The 23,314-nt window shown below is 32.5% G+C and carries 17 protein-coding genes; 13 read left to right on the forward strand and 4 right to left on the reverse strand.

Annotated elements, in window-relative coordinates:
* The first annotated feature begins 82 nt into the window (after positions 1–82).
* From FJOH_RS06195 to FJOH_RS06220, 6 genes are all read left to right on the forward strand, one after another.
* A complete protein-coding gene (locus FJOH_RS06195; RefSeq protein ID WP_012023274.1) occupies positions 83–637 on the forward strand; it encodes a hypothetical protein in 555 nt (184 codons plus the stop codon).
* Positions 638–878: 241 nt separating this feature from the next.
* Entirely contained in the window at positions 879–1,724 is an 846-nt protein-coding gene (locus FJOH_RS06200; RefSeq protein WP_012023275.1) for a hypothetical protein, read from the forward strand.
* Positions 1,725–1,729: 5 nt separating this feature from the next.
* The gene (locus tag FJOH_RS26190) at positions 1,730–5,773 is read left to right on the forward strand and encodes a PAAR-like protein (protein ID WP_012023276.1); all 4,044 of its coding nucleotides are present in this window, start codon (positions 1,730–1,732) and stop codon (positions 5,771–5,773) included.
* Between the two features lie 15 nt (positions 5,774–5,788).
* Complete coding sequence (locus FJOH_RS06210) at positions 5,789–6,715, forward strand: hypothetical protein (protein WP_012023277.1); 927 nt, start codon at positions 5,789–5,791, stop codon at positions 6,713–6,715.
* 398 nt (positions 6,716–7,113) lie between these two features.
* Positions 7,114–7,380 (forward strand): hypothetical protein, encoded by a 267-nt coding sequence (locus tag FJOH_RS06215; RefSeq protein WP_012023278.1) that lies wholly within the window; start codon positions 7,114–7,116, stop codon positions 7,378–7,380.
* Positions 7,365–8,276: a hypothetical protein gene (locus tag FJOH_RS06220; protein ID WP_044047540.1), complete on the forward strand. Its 912-nt coding sequence runs from the start codon at positions 7,365–7,367 to the stop codon at positions 8,274–8,276. Before FJOH_RS06215 ends, FJOH_RS06220 begins: the two co-directional genes overlap by 16 nt.
* Before the next feature lie 236 nt (positions 8,277–8,512).
* On the opposite strand, the gene FJOH_RS06225 is transcribed toward FJOH_RS06220, so the two are convergent.
* The 3 genes from FJOH_RS06225 to FJOH_RS06235 all read right to left on the reverse strand — a co-directional run bounded on the left by FJOH_RS06225 (position 8,513) and on the right by FJOH_RS06235 (position 12,172).
* The gene (locus FJOH_RS06225) at positions 8,513–9,712 is read right to left on the reverse strand and encodes a DUF418 domain-containing protein (protein ID WP_012023280.1); all 1,200 of its coding nucleotides are present in this window, start codon (positions 9,710–9,712) and stop codon (positions 8,513–8,515) included.
* Positions 9,713–9,860: 148 nt separating this feature from the next.
* Positions 9,861–11,057: a DUF418 domain-containing protein gene (locus FJOH_RS06230; protein WP_012023281.1), complete on the reverse strand. Its 1,197-nt coding sequence runs from the start codon at positions 11,055–11,057 to the stop codon at positions 9,861–9,863.
* A gap of 176 nt (positions 11,058–11,233) precedes the next feature.
* The gene (locus FJOH_RS06235) at positions 11,234–12,172 is read right to left on the reverse strand and encodes an L-threonine 3-dehydrogenase (RefSeq protein ID WP_012023282.1); all 939 of its coding nucleotides are present in this window, start codon (positions 12,170–12,172) and stop codon (positions 11,234–11,236) included.
* Between the two features lie 297 nt (positions 12,173–12,469).
* Here FJOH_RS06235 and FJOH_RS06245 point away from each other — a divergent pair, with 297 nt between their 5' ends.
* The 7 genes from FJOH_RS06245 to FJOH_RS06275 all read left to right on the forward strand — a co-directional run bounded on the left by FJOH_RS06245 (position 12,470) and on the right by FJOH_RS06275 (position 20,006).
* Positions 12,470–13,078 (forward strand): hypothetical protein, encoded by a 609-nt coding sequence (locus FJOH_RS06245; protein ID WP_012023283.1) that lies wholly within the window; start codon positions 12,470–12,472, stop codon positions 13,076–13,078.
* Positions 13,071–16,436, forward strand: a complete 3,366-nt coding sequence (gene mfd / locus FJOH_RS06250) for a transcription-repair coupling factor (RefSeq protein WP_012023284.1) — start codon at positions 13,071–13,073, stop codon at positions 16,434–16,436. The genes FJOH_RS06245 and mfd overlap by 8 nt, the downstream gene beginning before the upstream one ends.
* 159 nt (positions 16,437–16,595) lie before the next feature.
* Positions 16,596–17,204, forward strand: a complete 609-nt coding sequence (locus FJOH_RS06255; RefSeq protein WP_044047542.1) for a hypothetical protein — start codon at positions 16,596–16,598, stop codon at positions 17,202–17,204.
* 433 nt (positions 17,205–17,637) lie between these two features.
* Positions 17,638–18,300, forward strand: a complete 663-nt coding sequence (locus FJOH_RS06260) for a hypothetical protein (protein ID WP_012023286.1) — start codon at positions 17,638–17,640, stop codon at positions 18,298–18,300.
* Between the two features lie 29 nt (positions 18,301–18,329).
* On the forward strand, positions 18,330–18,791 hold the full coding sequence (locus FJOH_RS06265) for a hypothetical protein (RefSeq protein ID WP_012023287.1): 462 nt from the start codon (positions 18,330–18,332) through the stop codon (positions 18,789–18,791).
* A 26-nt stretch (positions 18,792–18,817) separates the two neighbouring features.
* On the forward strand, positions 18,818–19,285 hold the full coding sequence (locus tag FJOH_RS06270) for a hypothetical protein (protein ID WP_012023288.1): 468 nt from the start codon (positions 18,818–18,820) through the stop codon (positions 19,283–19,285).
* Between the two features lie 166 nt (positions 19,286–19,451).
* Positions 19,452–20,006: a DUF5683 domain-containing protein gene (locus tag FJOH_RS06275; RefSeq protein WP_012023289.1), complete on the forward strand. Its 555-nt coding sequence runs from the start codon at positions 19,452–19,454 to the stop codon at positions 20,004–20,006.
* A 102-nt stretch (positions 20,007–20,108) separates the two neighbouring features.
* On the opposite strand, the gene FJOH_RS26195 is transcribed toward FJOH_RS06275, so the two are convergent.
* Positions 20,109–23,225: an Ig-like domain-containing protein gene (locus FJOH_RS26195; RefSeq protein ID WP_012023290.1), complete on the reverse strand. Its 3,117-nt coding sequence runs from the start codon at positions 23,223–23,225 to the stop codon at positions 20,109–20,111.
* Positions 23,226–23,314: the final 89 nt, after the last annotated feature.

Consider the following 23,314-nt stretch of genomic DNA (forward strand, 5'->3'; position numbering starts at 1 on the left):
GCTGCAAAAATACCGTTTAAGGGATAAAATATAGAATAATTGATCCATATTTTTAGCCGTTAATATTTTTAATTGTTTAAAAATGAGTGGAGAGGAAAAGTATAATTTCAAAATTCAACATAAAATAAATTATGAGCTATTTGACAAAAAACATGAAGCCGCTGCTGCTTATGAAATTGAAATTAAAAAATTTGAAAACTACAATTTTAGATTAGAATTAAACCGTCATAATTTTAAGATAAACGATCATAATCCAGAAGCAAAGTTTGAAAAAATAGCTCATGCTTATAATGATGCGCTGTTTCCTGTTTTGTTTGAAGTACGAAATGGGAAATTTTTACTTGCTAATTTTGATGGTATTTCAGAAAGAATAGCTCAAAAAGATCAAGAGCTCAGATATAAACATCAAGGTCCAGGGTTAGAATATATTCGAAATAATTTTTTTGAAAAAACAGGAAAAGACGGCTATGCCATGGCTGAGTATATATATTCTTTTGAATTGATAAGAATACTATTGTTTTGTGTAGAAAAACCCGAAAACGACAATAATTACCATTTTAATTGGAAAATCCCGCTATTAGACAATGATGTTTTCTGGGAAGGCCAAAAAAGTTTTGACCCTCAAACTATACCCTAAAATACAAAGGAGAAGATAATCAAAATGATGCACTTTTTCAGCATATAAAAACTGCTGGTAACGCATATCAATATCCCGACACAGTTACAGATCAGGAATCTGTAATTACTACATCAATTACTCACGAAACACAGTATAATACCACCCAGCTTGATTTTGAATTATCTGAAACAAATATCAAAATCAGCAATTCTTATTGTAATTACAGAGAAAATTTAATTCTAATTAAAAAATAGTGAACATGGATCAGGTTAATGGAGATTACAAGTTTAGGATTGTTAGAAATATACACTATAGATTAAATCAAAAGAGAGATGAAATTGTATATACGTATGAAATTCAATTTAAAACAATAGGAGAAAAAGAATTTACAGTAGAAATAAGTAATTTTTCATATACAGATTATGCAAAGAATCAAGCAACACCTGTTGTTCGAAATATGATTGAACAGTATGATGCTGTATTCTTTCCTGTTTTGTTAGATATAAAAGAAGATACCTGTTTTATAAAAAATAAAGGCGATATAATTAAAAGACTGGAGAGTAAAAATAATCAATTAAGGGTCAATCCAAAATATCTTATTGATGAAGATACCGCAAAAATTAAGAATATAACCAGACATCATGTTATAGATGATATAAAAGGGGCCTTTTTGCGAAATGCAATTGATGATTATATTCTGGAGAACTCCTGTTCCAAAGGAATAATGGAACTTTTACTTTTTAGTCTTAATGAGATAAGAGATTATGAAAGTTACGACTTACTTTTTAACCTTAGCCCGTTTAATGAGAAGATAAAGTGGGAATGCAAAAAAATATCCGAAGATGATATTCATAGTGTAATATATATTGGGCAGATAAAAGATAGAAATGAACTTTTTGAACAATTTGAGAAGTACGCAAAATTAGAAGGATATTGGTTAAATAAGATAGAAGGAGAAAAGCTGATCTATTCAGAATTAAAGCATGAAGTACATTTTGATTTAGAAAAATCTCTTTTTGATTTTTTTGAAATGAACGTAAAAATTAAACATGATTTTTATGATTATAAAGAAACCATTTACATATCAGCCATTAATAAAAAATAAGCACCATGAATAGTTCAATACCTTATTTAGTAAAAAAAGAAGATACACTTGAAAGTATTGCTAAAGAACTTGGAATAACAGATCCTTATGATTTGCGTCATTACCATAATATGAACGCAGAAATAAATGATGGAATTGGTCAGGAACCAGTTCAGGGGAAAACACTGCTGACTCCTTCTCCAGAAAAAATAAAGGAAATAAATGCCAAAAGAGCTAAACTTGATGAAGCCGAAGAAGCAGAAATACAAAAGGAAGAACAAGTAAAAGAAGAACAACATAAACAACAGAAAGAAGAAAAAGAACAGGAAGAAAAACAAGAAAAAGAAACTGTCCAAAATGCACACAACGATAAATATTTTGTGGTGCATGGAAGTTTGTGCTCTTGTGATAAGGCAGAAAATCCAAAACAGACAGCCAAATTATTAGTTACTTCTCACAATAAAGTAATTCTAAATGCCGAGGCAGGAAAATTTTTTGCTACCGAGATTGATAAAACTTTCGATCCGGCCGCCGCGACTTTTGGTAAATGCACCCTAAAACCATCTTCAGGTGGTAATCAGCCTTGTGCGCTGGCGCCCGCACCAAAATGGACAAAGGTCTACGATAAAACAAGTATTTTTGGCAACAAAGTACTTACAGAGATTTCAACACTGCAATGCACTGTTGGAGGAAAAATAGAAGTTGCCAAACACGGACAAACCAATACCGTTATGAAAGAGCATGCCGAGAAAACAAATCCGGCGGCGCTTGCATTAATTAACCCGGCAGTAAAAATGCCCAATTTAAAAACAGCATATCCAAGTGTTTCAAGCATTGCTTTAAAAAGCTTAAAAAATGATCCTGATTTCAAAGCAGTATCATCAACACAAACAAAGAATGTTGAGAAAATAGTTATACGCCCTAATCAGGAATGTACGTTTGAAGCAAAAGTAAGCAAAGGCAATGTCGATTTTGTTTCATGGGTAATTTATGAGGGGTTTGACGGAGATAAAGACAAGAGATTATACACAGAAGAACAAATAGGAACACGTTTTACGTACACATTTTTAACAGTTGGGAAGTACCGAATTGAAGGCTACGGAAAACCTAAACAAGACGATCCCGAAGCCGAAACAGCATATAAAAGTTATCCGGACTGCTGTCTGGACATCGAAGTGATTTTAAACAAACTGCAAGGAACTGAACTCCTGCCAATTGACGGTGGTAATTTTACCAAAATGATTGGAGGAAAAATGAGATTAAGACAAAACTTTCCTGCTAGTTTTAAAGCCAATTTTTTAATGCCTCCTACAGATGAGGAGCTTGAAAATTTGAAAATATATGTTACAGATGCTTCAGGAAGCGTTTTAAAATCGACTAGAATTGAAAATACCATATCGTTTACTCCTGTAAATACAAAAGCAAAGTATACAATTACTGCTCAATATAAATTATCTGCCGAGGAAGTACAGAAACAAAGTTTTTCAGCAGAAACAATTACCAATTCTGTTTCTCAGATAACGCATAATGCCGAAGTAATAAGACCAGGAACCCCTATGAATTTTGCTGTGAAAGAAAGCACATTTAGTCTTTATATCCCCGATGAGCAGGAAGCTGTAGCTAAAGAAGTGCAAGCTGTAAAATGGAATCTAAACGGACGCCTGATTGGCAACGGAAAAAGTATAACCATACCAGGGCATGAATTAATGAATTTTGGTAAATATGTTGTAGAAGCTTATGTTACACTAGCAAATGCTTATGGGCAGAATGCCAAACATGAAGAAGACGACTGGCATTTTGAAGTAAAAGAAAATGATGTTATTTCTTTTAGTTATACAGGAGTTCCCAAAGTAGGTAAAACCACTTTTTTAGAAGCGGATCATTTAGTGTTTCCAGATTTGACTGCAAACGAAACAGTAATTTGGGATACCGCAATACCACATAAAACGACAGATAAAAAAACAATATCCATAAAGCCTCTTAAAGCTGGAAAAGAAATAGTAAAATGCCGTATAAACAGGCAGCAGGGCAAAACATTAAGTATAGATGTAAAACAGGCAAAAGTACTGGGAATGATGTTTACCGACAGCAATGGCATAGAGATCGAAAAGTCGGGCTGGCACCAAACCGTAAATATTTGGGTACAGCAGGAACATCTTATAGGAGAAGACCTCACGATTGAAATTTGGGATAATGATGCTTTTAAAGATGATTACTGCAAAGCAATTACTGTAAAAAGTTACGACGGAAATCTTATCCCGTTTACATTAGACAGCTACGTAAAAAATAAAGCAGGAGATTGGGCTATGCTGTATGTAAAAATTAGTGCACCAAAATTGAAACTTGCCAATACCGAAGGTGTTTTTAAATCTAAAAATCGTCTGGATGTTCAGGATAAACGAGAAATTTATTCTGCTCAAATTGGATCACAAGATGCCAAACAAAGACATTATCATGTCGATTACAACCAAGTAAGTTATTTCTATGGAAAGTCTCGTGGTATAAAAGCCGGAGAAAAACTAAAAATCACAATTTACGAAAAAGGCAATAAGTTATTTGAAGTAACTGATGTTGCAGTCGATACAAGCGGTGCTGTAAAAGCAAAGTTACAATGGGATAGAATTAGCGAAAAATTGCCATCGCGCGCAGTATATGCAGTGGTACAAGATGGTGAAGATAAGATTTTATATAATGGCAATAAAACAGCTAATGGCGGGGTTGCGATTACTAAAAAAAGCGCTTTGCTTGGTTTGGCGGAATATAAAAGTGCTGTTTTGGTTAAGAAGTCTGAGAGTAATGCCAATAATAAAACAGGAACTTGTGTTTGTAAAGATTATGATTTAGCATGGGGAAATAAATTTACATGTGAAGAAAGAAAAAAAGTAGTACAAATATGTTCAAATTTATGGGGAGAAGAAAATAAGAAACAAATGGCAAATCATTTAATGAATTGTATTGCATTGGAAACAGCAGACTCATTTAAGCCTTATGAAGGATATAGTTCTGGCGGAGCTACGGGATTAGTGCAGTGGACAAGCGATGCAATTAATGGAATGAATAAGGATAACAAGTACAATAAAGGGACTAAATTAACAAAAGAAAGATTGTCAAAAATGACTGTTTTGGAACAATTAGAATATGTTGAGTTATATTTTAAAATGTGGATTGATTCTAAAAAGGTTATTAGAAATGCCCTTGATATGTATATGTGTATTTGGTGTCCAGCTGCCGTTGGAAAAGAAGATTCATTTATTTGTTATAGTGAAGAAAAAGATAAAAAAAGAAGAGAATTAGATCCTAAAGCAACACAACCTTATGATGCAAATAAAAGTATTGATGGAGAGTATTATAATGAAAAGGGAAACAATGTTTTAAGTGGTAAAAAAAATAAGGAAATTAGTAGAGGAGAATTGTATCCTAGATTAAAAGTTAAAGAGGTTTTAGGTTTTAAAAATAAAACTAAACTTTTTGATTGCAGAAATATTGGAGGAAAAGATAAAGATAATTTATATGGTGAAGGCGTTTTGGCAAAAATGAAGAGAATCGCTGATGAACATCATGAATATGCTCAAGAAACTAATAATTTACGAACTGATAATACTGTTGAAGGTCTGGAAAAAATGGATTGCTCAGAATTCGTGAGTCGTTATCTATTTGAATTAGGTATAACGACAAAACCAATTTATATGACAACTGCTAATATGGTCAGTGAAAGTTCCTTTAGGAAAATTATAGGAAATAATAATATTGATTTAGTTAAAGGAAGTAAAGAAGAAAGTTTTAAACCACAAAGAGGAGATATTTTCGCTTGGGGTTATGCTAAAAATGGAAGTTGGCAAGGACATACTGGTATCGTTTATGAATATGATGAAACAAAAGATACAGTAACAATACTTGAATCAATTGGAAGTAGTGGAAGTAGAGATGATAGCTTTAATAATGCAAATGGAGGATGGCAAAAAACAGGTTGTACAAGGACAGCTGTATATCAAAGAAAAGGAAAAGCATTAGTAAATCATTCAAATTGGTTTGGATATTACAGACCTACTAATTATTCAAAAGAATTATAATTTAAAAATGAGAAAATGAAGAAAAATGTATTGTTTTTATTTTTACTATTTATTTTTCAAATTGCTGGATGTAAGCAAAATGAAATAAAAAAGAATAATGAAATAAAAGAGAGTATTGAGAACAAACCTACAACGAGTATAAATTTTTTATCTTTTTTAGATGAGATATGTTGGGAAGGACATAAAGGGGTTTTTAAAAACTGTGATGAATTATTTACAGATAAGGGGCATATGTTTTTTATAATAATACCAAAAGGAGGAGCTGAAAATTGGTACAATAAACAGATGAACAATTTTTCTGTTAAAGATGTGTGGAAAAAAGAAGATAAAATTCTTGAACAAATTAATAAATGCTTAGTTTCCAATTTAGAAAAAGATTTTAATATTTGGGTATTTTACGTAGATGTTAAATTTCTAAAAAGGAACCCTGATATGGATTCTCCCTATTCTCCAGTAAATCCAAGGAAAGTACAAGTTTGTTTTTATAAAGAAAAGTTAAAAAGATGGGACGTGATTGATGTAATTGATATAAATAATGAAAAGGACGAAAGCAACTTTAATAATTGGCGAGAAAATTATATAAATTCAATTGTAAAAAAATCAAACGAATCGTCTAATAATAGTAGTGAAGATAAAATAAAAATATCTCAAAAATGGCAGGGAAAATTCAGTAGAAATTTTACCGAAAAGTTTAATGATGGTAGTAATAGTAGTTGGGTCTACTATTTCATTATAGAAAGTAACAAAGTAGTTTTTAAGAGTGATTCAGAATTACCAATAGAATCCGAGTATAAAGGATTAGAAAGAAATAATCAATTGGAACTCTTTGAAGGTGATAATAAACAACCAAGTTATATTATAAAAGAAGATGGAGGAAAATTTTATATTCAATCCGATTCTTTTGAAAATCGTAAAGGTTGGTTATTATTAGATAAAAATTAATATTTACTAAAAAACTTTTATAAACAGCCTTTAAATTAAAAAATAGATAAACAGGTTGTATTTATTCAGTAAAAAAGATAACACCTATGTTTTTTCTTTTCATTGATAGGGGAATATAATTTTGGATGGCTACTTTATTGTAAAGAGAAAAATGCCCCATGGATTAGTAAAAACAACTTAAAATATTAAATTAATGAAAAGTATTATCGCGATAATTTCATTGTTGTCCATTCTATCATGTAAGTGTAACTAAGACAAAAAAGTAATACAAAAAACATTAGAGAAATTCCAGCCAAAAAAACTGAAACACTACTTAAAAAAACAATCAGGGATCTGAAGATAAAAACTCATTATAATAATGCAAAACCAGTTCATTGGATACATCAGGAATCTAGCAAATGTTGGGTATTGCAGCTATTGCATATGTTGATGAATGTTTAGAAAGAGGTTATCCATTAAGAGCCGGTATTAATCATACGCTGGGTCTAGATTATAACGAAGAAGACAATCCAACAACTGATCACTATGTAGTAATTGTTGGAAGAAAGTGTGATAAGGGAACACTCACGTATTTATATTGGGATGTCGGCACAAAAAGAGGTGAATCAGCTGATTATAGATTTCAATTAATTGATGGATACAAATGCTCATGGAAAAGGGAATAATGACAATAATATATTTACAGTTACACAAATTGCAAGAAATTTTAAAGATGGAAAAATTATTTAAGTTACTATTATTAATTAGCACTTTTTCAAGCTGTCAAGAAATTAAAAATGATTTTACAGAAATTAAAAATCATTCATTTTATGAAGTAAAAAAAATTAATTCAGTAAATAGTATTTATGAGCCTTGTGACGCATCAAATAAAAAATATCTTTTAAAAGATTCAATTTTATTGTACACAAGTGCACAAGATGGTGATTTTAAATATAGGATTTTAAATATATCAAAGAATAAAGATACCTACCAGCTTAAAATAAAAAATACTGATCCAACTCAGAACATTTCGACACTAAGCATTAAAAAGATTGATAGTAAATACTTTTCTATAAATGATAAAATTTATATTGATAGTACTTTTATAAAGACGATTCCTCATATAAAACAATCATGTGAAGAATGTGGTAATTGTGATGATGCTAAGCCACAAATAAGACTTGATAATCAAAGACTTAATGGCTATTGGAAGATTAATTGCATAAATGGAAATGCAAGTATGACAATAACTAATAAGACTGCATTTTTAGAAGTTATGTTTAATCAAATTTATGTAGAATTAGTTGAATTAAAAAGATATAATTCAGAAAACGGAATAGCATATAAATTAAAAGAAATACCTGAAGATAGAGGTAGTTTTGGAGCAAAATTAAATTGGAATGAGTATTTAAATAATAAACCAATTGCATATGTAAAAGTAATTGATAAGAATACCCTATATTTTTATTGGTACGGTTTTTTTAATAAAAAAAAACAAAAAAGAGAGTTTGTAGAGTGTGAATTTCAACAAGAAAAAAGCAAGGATCAACAAGAAATAATTTTGAAGAAATGTGATGAATAATCATTGTCTTAAATAAAATGAAAATAATGTTTTTAAGTCTAAAAATCGACTTGATGTTTAGGATAAACGCGAAATTTATTCTGCTCAAATTGGGTCACAAGATGCCAAACAAAGACATTATCATGTCGATTACAACCAACTAAGTTATTTCTATGGAAAATCTCGTGGTATTAAAGCCCTTAAAATTAAATTTAAGGGCTTTTTTTATTTTCAGGTTTATTCCAAAATCGTAAAGGTTATATTGTTTTTATATCAGCAGGAGTAACCTCCGGCTGTATTTTTCTTAGAGGAAACCATTCTCTGTAACTGGCAGATCTCCATAACCATTCAATTGGGCCGTAGTTGTATTTTGAAAGCCACCATTTGCTGATAAATAACTGGACAACAAAAATAAAAACCGCCACCGAAAAGTAAAACCAATACGGCATTGTATCAGCAATACCCAAACCAATTCCTGAGAAAATCAAGGCAGCCAATATATTTTGACTTATATAATTGGTCAGCGTCATTTTTCCGCCTGCACTAAAATAACTAAAAATCGTTTTTAATTTTCCATTAATATATAAGAGGCAGATTCCTGTTGATATAAAAATCATCGTGCTTAAAACCAGCCAGTAAAGCGGATGGAAAAATTTTAAAAATCCTGCTTTGTAGATTATAGCAATATTAAATCCTATTCCAATAACAACAGCACACAGAAAACTAATGATACAAACATATTGCAGCAGTTTTTTCAATTCTATTAAGCGGTTGAAAAAGTTTAGTTTTTGCAGCATAAAACCAAAAAGCATACATCCCAGCATTACATAATGAGCCGTAATCGCATAGCCCGGAACGATAATCTGCTCATACAATGAAGCCAGCAGATTAAATCTGAAAAAATCAATCCAGTTTCCAGAATGATATAGTTTTAAGTATTCAGGATTTGAAGAAATTGCAGTATGTTCTATTTTCAATCCGTTTATATAAGCCATTAAGAAAGGAACTGTAAGTACAATCACAGTAGAAATAACGGCTAAAGTTTTGGCAGAACATCTGTAAAAAAGCAATAATACAAGTCCTAGAAAGGCATAATCTTTTAAGATGTCACCTAACCAGAAAGAAGAATTAATAAAGGCTAAAATAAATAGTAAAGCCATTCGCCAGGTAAAAAATGCAACGGGATTTTTTCCTTTGGAAGCGACATTATTAATTAAAATCGCAAATCCGTAGCCAAATAAAAGAGTCAGTAATGTCCAGGATTTTGCCGCAAAAAAATAGCGGTTAATAGTTTGAAGTACTTCCGAAAAAGTATCGTACTTAATATCTTTTTCTATACCGATGTATAAAAAATCTAAATAATTGCCAATGGCTACGCCCAGTATAGCCCAGCCTCGAAGGATGTCGACAATTACAGTTCTTTTACTCTGCTCGACAGGATGATAAGAATTTGTCATTTGATTGATGTTTTTGTTGTGATTTTGATTGATGATTTATGAATAAACTTGAAATTTTTTAACGCATAAGAGAATGTAGAAATTGTGTTTTGACTGTGTTATTGATTAAAGTCCTTAAACGTTCTTAAGGTATTATGTTTTTTAGAGATTAAATTGCTTTTATCTCTGTAACTACATGGATTTCAGTTTTCTTAAAAGGAAATAATCTTCGATAACTAGCTGATCTCCATAACCATTCAATGGGGCCGTAATTGTATTTTGAAAGCCACCATTTGCTTATAAATAACTGGAGAACAAAAATGACAACCGCCAGCGAAAAGTAAAACCAATATGGCATTGTATCAGCAATACCCAAACCAATTCCGGAGAAAATAAATGCACCTAAAATATTTTGGGCGATGTAATTGGTTAATGTCATTTTTCCGCCTGCTCTAAAATAGTTGAATACTGTTTTTAGTTTTTTATGACTGTACAATAAACTAAGTCCAGATGCGATAAAAATCATTGTACTCAAAATGAACCAGAAATAAGGATGGAAGAATTGAAGAAACCCGGCTTTCCTTTCAATTGCAGAATAAAAAATAATACCCATTATAACAGCAATAACTAAGCTGATTACAAGTACATATAATAATCGTTTTTTCATTTCGTTTAAGCGGTCGAAAAAATCTATTTTTTGCAGCCAAACCCCAAAAAGCATACAAGCCAGCATAACAAGATGCGACGTAATCGCATAGCCGGGAACAATAACCTGCTGATAAAAAGAAGCCAATAAATTAAACCTAAAAAAGTCCAGCCAATTTCCTGAATAATATAACTTTAAATATTCTGGACTTGTAGTAATTGCTGTTCTTTCTATATTAAGACCTTTAATGTAAGACATTATAAAAGGAATGGCAAGGATAATTACTGTACAAATACAGGCTAATGTTTTTGCTGAGGATTTGTAAAAAAACAGCAGTATGAGTCCTAAAAAAGCATAATCTTTTAAGATGTCGCCAAACCAAAAACAAGAATCTATAAAAGCCAGACCAAAAAGCAGTATCATTCGCCAGCTAAAAAAGATAACCGGATTTTTGCCCTTTGCCGCAACATTATTAATTAAAATCGCAAAACCATATCCAAACAACACTGTTAATAAAGTCCAGGATTTTCCAGCTAAAAAATACTGATCAAAGTAAGATAATATCTCAGACAAAATACTATCCTTAGTTTCGTGCGGTACACCAATGAGCAGAAAACCAGAATAATTACCAATAACAACACCCAATAAAGCCCAGCCTCGAAGTATGTCAACAATTGCAGTTCTTTTGCTCTGCTCGACAGGATAATAAGAATTTGTCATTTGATTGATATTTTTGTTGTGATTTTTATTGATGATTTTAGTATAAACCTGATTAATGTTTAAACATATTCAAAAATAGATAAATTATACAGCCAAAGTTTTTTCTATAAATAAATTTTACAAAAAAAGCGTGTTACTCTCAGAATAACACGCTTTAAAATTTTATTGTTTTTAGATTAACTCAAATGTTCAATCATATCTTTTGTCATCGATTCCAGATCAAATTTATGATTCCATCCCCAGTCTTCTCTTGCAGAACTGTCGTCGATACTTGCCGGCCAGCTGTCTGCAATTTTCTGACGGAAATCTGGATTGTAGGTAATTTCAAATTCAGGAATATGCTTTTTAATTTCGGCAGCAATTTCAGTTGGAGTAAAACTCATTGCCGCTAAATTATAAGAAGAATGTATTTTGATCTGCTCAACAGGAGCTTTCATAATATTAATCGTCGCATCGATTGCATCATCCATATACATCATTGGCATTTTGGTTTCAGACGACAAAAAGCATTCGTATTTTTTATCTGCGATTGCTTTGTAGAAAATATCAACTGCATAATCTGTAGTACCGCCGCCCGGAGGAGTCGACCAGCTTATTAAACCAGGATAACGTATGCTTCGAACATCAACACCATAAATATTATGATAGTATTCGCACCATCTTTCGCCAGATTGTTTACTGATTCCGTAAACCGTAGAAGGCTCCATAATCGTATATTGAGGCGTATTTTCTTTTGGAGTTGTCGGTCCAAAAACCGCAATACTCGAAGGCCAGAAAATCTTTTGAATTTTTTTGGCTTTCGCTAAATTCAAAACATGAAAAAGCGAATTCATATTTAAGTCCCACGCAAAAGCCGGATTTTTTTCAGCAGTTGCAGATAAAAGCGCAGCCATCAAATAAACATCAGTAATTTTATGAACTTCAACAAGATGTTCAATCTGGTTAAAATCTAAAGCATTTACCACTTCAAAAGGTCCGGAATTAACCACATCCGTATTTAATTTTCGAATATCAGATGCAATGACATTTTCGGTCCCGTATAATTTGCGAAGTTTTTGAGTAAGCTCAGTGCCAATCTGCCCACAGGCACCAATGATTAATATTTTTGGATTCATTTTGTTTAGATTTTAGTCTTGCAAATATAACGTTTTCGCAAATATCAACGTTTTTTATAACATTAAATTATAAAATCAACAACAATAAAGATTGTTTTTTAGATTATTCTCTGACTGTGTGTATTTAGTTTAGCTGCAATTTATACAGATTAAAAATGATTTTTTTGAAGAAATAATCCATTAAATCATTAAAATCTGTGACAAAAAAATAACCTTGATTTATAGAATCTTTAGCAAAAAACACAATTCGTAATTGTAAATTTACTTTGTAACTTTGCGGTCTAACATTATTATCAAATGAAATATAAAATAGCGCTGTTTTTACTTTTGATTTTTGCACTTCAATCCTGTCAGGATGAGAATCAAAAACGTCTTGCTGAAAATGCGAAAGAAGCTAAAAAAAATGCTAAGATTTTTAACAATATAAATAAAGCCTGGATTTTTATTGATGAACCTATTAATGAGGTTTCAGAACAAAATATAAAAACCTGGACAGAATGGCGCGATTTTATAAAAGAAATTGGAGATAAACCCAGAAAAACAATAGGGGCATTTCAGAAAAAATCTACTGCTATTTCAAAAAAAGCAATGGCTTTAAACAATAGCATTCCAAACGAATTTAATCAGCCGGCAATTAAAAGCCGAATTTCAGTTTTGATTACCAAAATTAAAATGATGGATTTGTTTATTCATTTAAGCCAGATTCCAGATGATAAAGTTGCTTTTTTAATTGGCGAAATTAATAAAGAACTTGTCTCTTTAGAAAGACAAATGGATAAAATTGTAGAGAGAAGTAAAGTTCCAAAAGAACAGGGAGAAGAAGATTTTCTTAAAATGTTAGACACAACACGCGCTATTCCAAACGCATCAGTACCAATAGATCCAAATTTACCAAGAGTTGAGTAAAAACGTATTATATACAACATACGATAATCTGCCAAAAGCACAGCAGATTGCATCAGGTTTATTAGAAGGGAATCAGATAAAAATGAATATCAGCGGATTACTTGGATCTGCTGTTTCATTTATAATTCGTTCCGTTTTTAAGAAAACCGAACTGCCTTTTTTGATTGTTTTAGACAACAAAGAAGAAGCCGCATATTACCTAAACGATCTGGAGCAGATGATTGGCGAACAGGACGTTTTGTTTTATCCCGTATCATTTCGCCGTCCGTATCAGGTTGACGAAACAGACAATGCCAATGTTCTGCTTCGCGCTGAGGTTTTAAACCGAATCAATTCAAGAAAAAAACCAGCTGTAATTGTTACTTATCCTGAAGCACTTTTTGAGAAAGTAGTAACGCGCCAGCAATTAGATAAAAACACTTTAAAAGTCTCTTTAAACGATAAAATTTCGATTGATTTTATTAACGAAGTTTTATTTGAATACGAATTTAAAAGAGTCGATTTTATTACAGAACCCGGCGAATTTTCAGTTCGCGGGGGAATTGTCGATGTATTCTCATTTTCAAACGACCATCCTTACAGAATTGAGTTTTTTGGAAATGAAGTAGACAGCATTAGAACTTTTGATGTAGAAACACAATTATCTGTAGAAACACATAAAAAGATTACGATTATCCCAAATGTTGAAAACAAGATATTTCAGGAAAACCGTGAAAGTTTCTTAGATTATATTGCCGAAAAAACAGTTCTTTTTATTCAAAATACCGAAGGACTTTTCAGTCAGTTAGACAAACAATTTGCAAGGGCAGAAGAAGCTTTTGAGAAATTGTCTAAAGAAATAAAACACGCTGCACCAGAACAGTTGTTTTTAAATCAGGCTTCGTTTATAAAACGAGCATTGGATTTCTCGGTTGTAGAATTGGCTTCAAGACCAGTTTTTAAAACCACTAAAAAATTCGAATTCCATATTCAGCCTCAGCCGTCATTCAACAAACAATTTGATTTATTGCTGAATAATTTAAGCGATAATCATTTTAACGGATATGTCAATTATCTGTTTTGTTCGAATGAAACGCAGGCAAAGCGTTTTCACGATATTTTTGAAAGCTTAGACGAAGCCAATTCAGAAAATATTAGAAAGCATTATCATACCATTGTATTGCCTTTATATCAAGGTTTTATTGATGAAGAAAATCAAATAACCGCTTATACCGATCACCAGATTTTTGAGCGTTATCATAAATTCAACATTAAAAACGGATATTCTAAAAAACAGAATATCACGCTTAAAGAATTAACTGCACTTTCTGTCGGCGATTATGTAACACACATAGACCATGGAATTGGAAAGTTTGGCGGATTGCAGAAAATTCAGGTTGAAGGCAAAACCCAGGAAGCCATAAAACTGGTTTATGCCGATAATGATATTGTGTATGTGAGCATTCACTCGCTTCATAAAATTTCGAAATACAACGGAAAAGACGGAACGCCTCCGAAAATCTATAAACTTGGATCGAACGCCTGGAAGGTTTTAAAACAGAAAACCAAAGCGCGCGTCAAACATATTGCATTCAATTTGATTCAGCTGTATGCAAAACGTCGTTTAGAAAAAGGGTTTCAGTTTGCGCCGGACAGTTATCTTCAAAACGAATTAGAAAGTTCGTTTATTTACGAAGATACGCCGGATCAAATGAAATCGACACAGGAAGTAAAAGCCGATATGGAAAGCGATCGTCCAATGGATCGTTTGGTTTGCGGTGACGTTGGTTTCGGAAAAACAGAGGTTGCCATTCGTGCAGCTTTTAAAGCCGTTGACAACAGTAAACAAGTGGCAGTTTTGGTACCGACAACTATTTTGGCGTATCAGCATTACAGAACTTTTTCTGAACGTTTAAAAGACATGCCAGTTTCAATTGGCTATTTAAACCGATTTAGAACGGCAAAACAAAAAACACAAACGCTAAAAGATTTAGCCGAAGGAAAACTGGATATTGTAATTGGAACACATCAACTGGTCAATAAAAATGTAGTTTTTAAAGACTTAGGTTTATTGATTGTCGATGAGGAACAAAAGTTTGGAGTTAACGTAAAAGATAAACTGAAAACCATTGCTGCAAATGTGGATACGCTGACATTAACTGCAACGCCAATTCCGAGAACTTTGCAGTTTTCATTAATGGCTGCGCGGGATTTATCGGTAATTACAACGCCTCCACCAAACCGTTATCCAATTGAAACCAATGTGGTTGGTTTTAATGAAGAAATTATTCGTGACGCGATTTCATATGAAATTCAGAGAAACGGGCAAGTCTTCTTTATCAATAATAGAATTGAAAACATAAAAGAAGTGGCTGGAATGATTCAGCGTTTGGTTCCAAATGCAAGAGTTGGAATTGGCCACGGACAAATGGACGGTGCCAAACTTGAGGAATTGATGTTAGGTTTTATGAACGGAGATTTTGATGTTTTGGTAGCAACCACAATTATCGAAAGTGGTTTGGACGTTCCAAATGCAAATACGATTTTCATCAACAACGCTAATAATTTCGGATTATCAGATTTGCATCAAATGCGAGGCCGAGTAGGGCGAAGCAATAAAAAAGCATTTTGTTATTTCATCTGTCCTCCGTATTCATCAATGACCGAAGATGCCAGAAAACGCATTCAGGCGTTGGAACAATTCAGTGAATTAGGAAGCGGTTTCAACATTGCGATGAAAGATCTTGAAATTCGAGGCGCGGGAGATTTATTGGGCGGAGAACAAAGCGGTTTCATTAATGAAATTGGTTTTGATACGTACCAGAAAATTATGAATGAAGCCATTGAAGAGTTGAAGGAAAACGAATTCAAAGATTTATATCCTGAAGAAAATGATATTGATACCAAAGAATATGTAAAAGACATTCAAATCGATGCCGATTTTGAGCTTTTATTCCCGGATGAATATATCAATAACGTTTCAGAACGTTTGGTTTTATACAACGAATTAGGCGCTATAAAAGACGAAGCAGGATTACAGGAATTTGAAAGAAAACTAATTGACCGTTTCGGGCCTTTGCCAAAACAAGCGACAGCATTGTTAAACAGCATTAGAATAAAATGGATTGCAACAAAAGTCGGAATCGAGAAATTAGTCTTGAAACAAGGCAAAATGATTGGCTATTTCGTATCCGATCAGCAGTCAGATTATTATCAGTCTGTGAAGTTTAGAAACGTCCTGAACTTTGTTCAAAAACATAGTTCGCTCTGCAAAATGAAAGAAAAACAAACTGTAAACGGATTACGTTTATTGTTGACTTTTGAAAATGTGAAGTCGATAAAACGAGCTTTAGAGTTAATGGAATTGTTTGAGGAGTAGACTTAAATTAAAAAAGAAAAAGGCTTTTGGTTTTTAAAAATCAGAAGCCTTTTTTTTTGTTATAAAATGTCTTAAACTTTTGTTTTTAAAACTTTTAAAGGATGTTTTTACTTTTAGAGAAATGTACATTTGCAACATTATTAAATGATTAGTAATAACATGGAAAACGAGATTAAAATATTAAAAGATTTTGTAGAGGGAATTATAACTCCTAAAGATTTTGAAAAAGTACTGTTTGAAAATACAAAATTACAAGAACTGCTTTTAGATGATACTTTAAAGTTGCAAAATACATATATAGGAAATTCGACAATATTTTTATATTTAGTTGAACAAAAAATACAAAGTATAGGAGGTCAATTGAATGCGCAAGGGGCTGTACAATTGTTTTTGACCAAAAAGGGAATTAGTTTTAAAAAGTATGAGAAATATAGTGATGATTATGGTCTTATATTAGATTCTCAACCAAAATATATTAATACAGATTTAGATTTTATTGAAAAGTATATTTTACCAGCAGAAGCAAATAAATCTAAATCAGAATTTAAAAAAGAGATGAAAGATCGATTTTCAGCTTTATTTAAATATCAAACGAAACCACCAAAATGGATTCAAAGCCCAAATTGGATTATTAAAAATAATAAACCTCTTTTCTTTTTAGGTCAATTTGAAATTAAGAATTGTGATATTTTTCATGATGATGGAGCAGTTTATTTATTTGTAGATGAGAAAACGGGTGAAATTGAAACGGTGAAACAGTTCTATTAAAAATTAAGGTTTATTTATCTTTCGTTTAAGTAAATTCTTAGAACTAAAAAGTTTTCTTTGAGTCAAATTTTCAAAGATAACTTTTATGCAAAATCACTTTCTTGTTCTTTTTTTACTTCTTGGATTTACTTCGATTTTCGCTCAGGGAAAAAGTAAAATCATTTTAAATGACTCTTTAAAATCAGAAGCCTTTTTTATGTTATAAAATGTCTTAAACTTTTGTTTTTAAAACTTTTAAAGGATGTTTTTTCTTATGGACTAAAATATTTTTGTTTTTTTTTAGAGTATTCGATATGTGCGCTAAAAGATCAGTTTTTTCACAATCATAATAAAATCAAAATGGAAAAAAAATCTATTTCTGTTTCTTATACTAGCAGTTGTATCTTGTAATTCCTCTAAAAACGAATCTAAAAATAATGAAAAATCACCTCTTTTGCTGAGTAAAGTAAAACGGACAATTGTATACAAAAATGAGGTTACCAAGGATTCCAATTTTTTTTCATACGACGATCATAATCGTTTAAAAAAATTACATATAGATGCAACAGAAGTCGATTCTCTCGTTTACGATCAGTCAGGGCGGGTTATTTCTTTTAGAGAATCAGGTATATACGGAATTACTAAATCTACGGTTAGTTATCTATCAAACAGAATTATAATTAGTAAAATTGGAATAGAAAAGAATAATCAATCTCAAAGAAAATATACCCTTACTATTAATCTTCAAAAAGATAAAATAGGAAGAATAGAACTCGAAAAAGAATCTTGTTTTGAATATGATAAAGATGGAGATATTTATGAAAAAGAAAGCTGTATGACGGAGAGGCGTACGCCAAAAGATACCGTATATGCTAATGTTTACAATTTAGTAGGGAATGTTATTTTCTGGCAGGTTGTTACTGGTCATGGTTACCAATATGGAAATCAAAAAAGAATAACATTTAATAGTATTAAAACACATTCTATTGAACCATTTGATGTTTCGAATTATAGTACGCCTGTTAATAAAAAATATCCTAAAAAGGAAACTGTAGACTTATACTATGGAGAAGGTAAAGCAATTATTGAATATGAATATAAAAAGGGTGTTCAATAAACAGGTCATCAATTTGAAAGAGTACTATTATGTTTGGACAGAGTAAATATAGACCACCAGAAACTGATCGTTTAGATTTGCTTTTAGGAAAATGCAGAGATGAAATGACTGAAAATAACAGTGAATATTTTTATCAAAAGCAGATGCTCTGCAGGATTAAGCTTGTAGAGAGTTTTAAAGAAAAAATGAGTCCTTTTCTTCAAGATAAGCTTCTAATTGCTGAACAATATTGGAACGCATTTATACCAAATGAAAATTATCCTACTTCAGAAATTGATTTTGAGTTTATCAATCTGAGCAAAAGAAGAGATTTTGAAAAAAATGATAATGCTCAATTACATCTTCGCATTATTAGATTATTGTTTAAAAAATATGATAGTGAATCTACTGATGAAAATATTGACTGTTTTATGTTATTTTTTGAATATTTAATTAAGTTAGGATTTTATAAAGAAGATCTCGCAGATGCAGTTGAAAATTTGTTTGAATAGAAATAGAAAGATAATAAACACATACTATGGAAACTTTAGTAGATTTAGTCAACTCAACAAATTATAATGTTTTATTAGAAAATGTTAGATCAAGAATTGAGATTGAAATTGATCATGATAGTCCTTCTGTTATTTGGGATTTGTATATTGAAGAATTAAATTTAGCAAACGTTAATACAGATGATTTGAAATCTCTAATCGAATTATATATGGATTCAATATCGGTTTATGTAGAAGTAAAACTCAGGAAATATGCCGATGATACAGAACAAGAATATCCAAAAGGTTATAATCTTGAAAAAGAAGAAGATGATAAAGTTGTAAATCTTCCATTTTACAAAAACTTTCTTATTGGTTATCTGTTAGAATATTGGATATTAAAAGAGAATCCATTAGAGATTGAAAAATATGTTCGCGCTATCCGTATTCCAAATGCAAAAAAATATGCTAAAGAAATAACAGTTATTTATAATGATATTAATTCGTTGAAATGATTGTGATATTTCACGATAAAGCTGTTTGATTGTAGATGAAGAAAATCCCCAAAATAGAAAGCGTTAGTTAGTTCTACTGAAAATTAAGTTTTCTTTATCTTTTATTTAAGAAATATCTTAGAACTAAAAAGTTTTCTTTGAGCAAAATTTTCAAAGCCAGCTTTATATGCAGAATCAACTCATTCTTCTATTCTTATTTTTTGGATTAACTTCAATTTTTGCTCAGGAAAAGACTAAAATCATATCAAAAGACACTCTTACTTTAGAAGCTATTGATCCGCTTCGTCCGGCAAAAGCATCGTTTTATTCGGCAATCCTGCCGGGATTAGGACAAGTTTACAATAAAAAATACTGGAAAGTTCCATTAGTTTATGGAGCAATTGGAACAAGTACTTATTTGTATATTGACAATCAAAAGAAATATAATTTGTATCGAAACGAATATAAAAACAGATTAGCAGGAAATCCAAGTGAAACACCAAGTTTAGCTAGATTAGATAACAGCAGATTAATTACTGCTCAAAAAGGATTTCAAAGAAACCGGGATTTATCGGCTTTATTTATGGTTGGTTTTTATGTCCTAAATATTATTGACGCCAATATAGATGCCGCTTTATCGCAATTTAATGTAGATGAAAAACTGGCGTTTAAACCTGCTGTTATAAAAAATGAGATAACATTAGATAACAATTTTGGCGTTGCTCTAAATTATTCATTTTAAGTTTTTTCGCAGCGAATCGAACAATAGCGAACAAGCAAAGTAAAAAAAACAAAAAGGCGTATGATTTTTTCATACGCCTTTTAATTTTTAAACTAAATGAGATTATTTAACGATTAGTTTTTTAGTTGTTTTATACTCTTTAGAAACAATATTTACAATATATATTCCCGAAGCCAAACGATGATCGATTTTTCCTGAAGAAGAAAGTCTTTCGGTTAAAACAGTTCTTCCGTTTATATCTGAAACAGAAATTGAAGCCATGTCTCCGCTTTCCAATTCTGGTAATACAACATTAAATTCATTGTTTACAGATGGGTTTGGATAAATACTGATTACTTGTTCAGTTTCTGAAACAGCATCAATTTTTAAAGCCGATTTTCCTGTTCCAACAGTTGTTGGTTCTAATTGCCATTGCGCGCTGTACCAGCCGTCCTGCGAATTTCCGTATTGTGCAGAACCTGTCTGGTTTTCAACATGAATAATATTTCCTGTCTGCCATCTGTTTCTTAAACGAACCCAGGTTCCATCTATATAATCGCTTGACCATTGTGCACTCCAGAAAGTAGTATCGGTTATGTTGCATTGAACGCTTCCGGTTTGACCTTCAATATTCATTAATTCTCCTGTAGCAACATTTTTTAGAACAAAATAAGTGGCATCGATTGCGATTTTCTGCCATTTATAATTATTACCAGAAACGGTTGTTCCGTAACCTGTGTTTGTTCCGGCATCAGATAAATAAGCGCCCGTCCATCTGTTTTTTATGGTATAATAATTTCCTCCTCCAGAAGTAGTTGAAACCGTTACAATACAAGTACTTGTTTTGTTTCCATCAACTGTTGAAACGGTAATTGTTGCAGTTCCATTTGCAACCGCGGTAATTAAACCAGAACTGTTTACGGTTGCCACAGCCGTATTGTTTGAACTATAGGTTACTGATTTATTAGTCGCATTTGCAGGAAGAACCGTTGGAGTCAATTGTTGTGTTCCGCCAGCATTTAATGATGCTGAACTTGGACTTAAACTAACGCTGGTTACCGCAATACCCGTTCCCGGATTAGAATCGTACCAAGTGCTGTTCATATACCAGCCTGTTTTATTTCGGCTTAAATCGGCAGTTTGATTGGTTCCGTCGTTAAAAATTAAGTTTGTTGAGTTTACATTTGTGAACGTATAGCTGTACCAGCCATTTCCAGAATCGGTCATGTTTACACCCGGCCATGTCGCATTTGCCAAAACTCCTGTTGGTAAAGCATTCCAATAGTAAATTTTAATTCCAGTTCCCCAATTTGATGGTTTATAGAAATAAACTGTAAAATTCGTATTTGGATTTACTGTAATTGCTGCCGACGCTGTTTTGTTTCCGTCTTGTGTTGTTGCTGTAATTGTTACTGTTCCAGCAGAAACAGCTGTTACAAGTCCGCTTGAATTTACAGTTGCAACTGCACTGTTGCTTGAAGACCAGGTTACATTTTTGTTTGTTGCATTTGCAGGTGAAATTGTCACAGAAAGCTGTTGTGTGTTTCCGGCATACAAACTTGCAGAAGCTGGAGAAACTGCTGCAGAAGAAACCGGAATTGCAGCAACAGTTATAGCAGATGTAGCTGTTTTATTTCCATCGACCGTTTTAACCGTAATGGCTGCTGTTCCTGCTGCAACTGCCGTAACCAATCCAGAAGCATTTACGGTTGCTACAGCTGTATTGCTTGATGTCCAGGTTACATTTTGATTTGTGGCATTTGCAGGAGCAATTGCTGCATTTAACTGCTGTGTTGTCCCTAAACCAACAGTTGCCGTTGCCGGACTAACTGAAACTCCTGTAACGGCTACAGCCGGAGCATTTGTATTGGTTAAAACCAAATATTCGAAAGCAGCAAAATTGCGTGTAGAACCTGCTGTTAAAGTTACTGAAGCATTATTGTTATACGGATTTACATAAGTTCCTGCCAAAGCTGCGGGAATAACATACGATTTTGATGCATTTCTCAAATTCGACATTACAATAACTTTTTCTGAACCTAATGTTTTGGTGAAAATGCTGATGTCATCATTAGCATACGTCGTTAAATCGCCTCGTCTGATCGCTGCACTGGCAGTTCTGAAATTTAAGATTTTAGCGAAGTCTGCAGCAGCAGTTGGATTTTGAGACCAGTTGAATTTAAAGTTTGTCCAAGGCCAGTCTGTTTTGGGTTCGTAGTCAATTTCCTGTCCACTCATTAAAAAAGGAACACCTTTCATATATGCTGAAACTAAAAAGTTAGCAACAATTCCGTTGTGATTTTTAAAGACAACAAATGGTCTTCGCACGCCATCATCATTGGTATACGTGTCATGGTTTCCTGTGTATCTAACGATCTGCTGATTTCCGGTTGCTTTAGCATATTCATAAGTAGACTGATCCTGGAGTCTTTGAGAAACAGGTCCGCCATTGGCAATATCGTACAAACCGCTGTGAAACCATCTGTCTCCATAATTCATGTCAAAACCAACCTGAAAGTTTTCTTGTCGGTCTCCTTCGGCTAACATTAATAAATTATGAGAAGATATACTTCGAAGGTTTGAATTGACTTCTGACCAAAAATCTAAAGGGGGATTGTTGGCATAATCGCAGCGGTAACCGTCAATATTTGCTGCAAAAATCCAGTAACGCATAGCGTCTTTTATGGCATTTCGGGTAGCTGAATTATTAAGATCCAGCGCAGCAATATCAGAGAAGTTTCCTAACTGCTGAATTGTGGTTCCCGTTCGTTTGTAATATTCAGGATGTGAAACGGTCCATCCGTGATCCCATGATGTTCCGTTGATGGCAATATCTAAAATAACGGCCATACCGCGGCTGTGAGCGCCATCAACCAAAGTTCTTAAATCAGCCAGTGAACCGTATTCAGAACCGACGGCTTTAAAGTCTTTGATACAATAGGGCGAAGCCGAACTTCGGGAATCGGTGCCGTGTGGGAAAATGGGCATTAAATAAATTACGTTGGTGCCAAGTGCTTTTATATTGTCTAATCTGGCAGTTACTCCGGCTAAATTTCCGCTGGCACTAAACGGACGAATATGCACCTGATACATATTGATGTCTCTAGTGTCTGGTACTCCTGCAAATGGTGTTCCGTATTGCGGAGGATCCTGCGCATACACTGAACTTGCAAATAATAGTAGGAAGCAAATTAATGCTTTGGTAATATGAAATAATCTAGTGGTAATTTTGATTTTCATAATAATAGTTTTTTGAATGCTTGTCGGCATTTTTAACTAAAATTCATTCTCACTCGCATTGTTTTTAAATTCGACAAACATTTTGTGGT

Origin of the sequence: Flavobacterium johnsoniae UW101, assembly GCF_000016645.1 — a bacterium.
Taxonomy (GTDB): Bacteria; Bacteroidota; Bacteroidia; order Flavobacteriales; family Flavobacteriaceae; genus Flavobacterium; species Flavobacterium johnsoniae.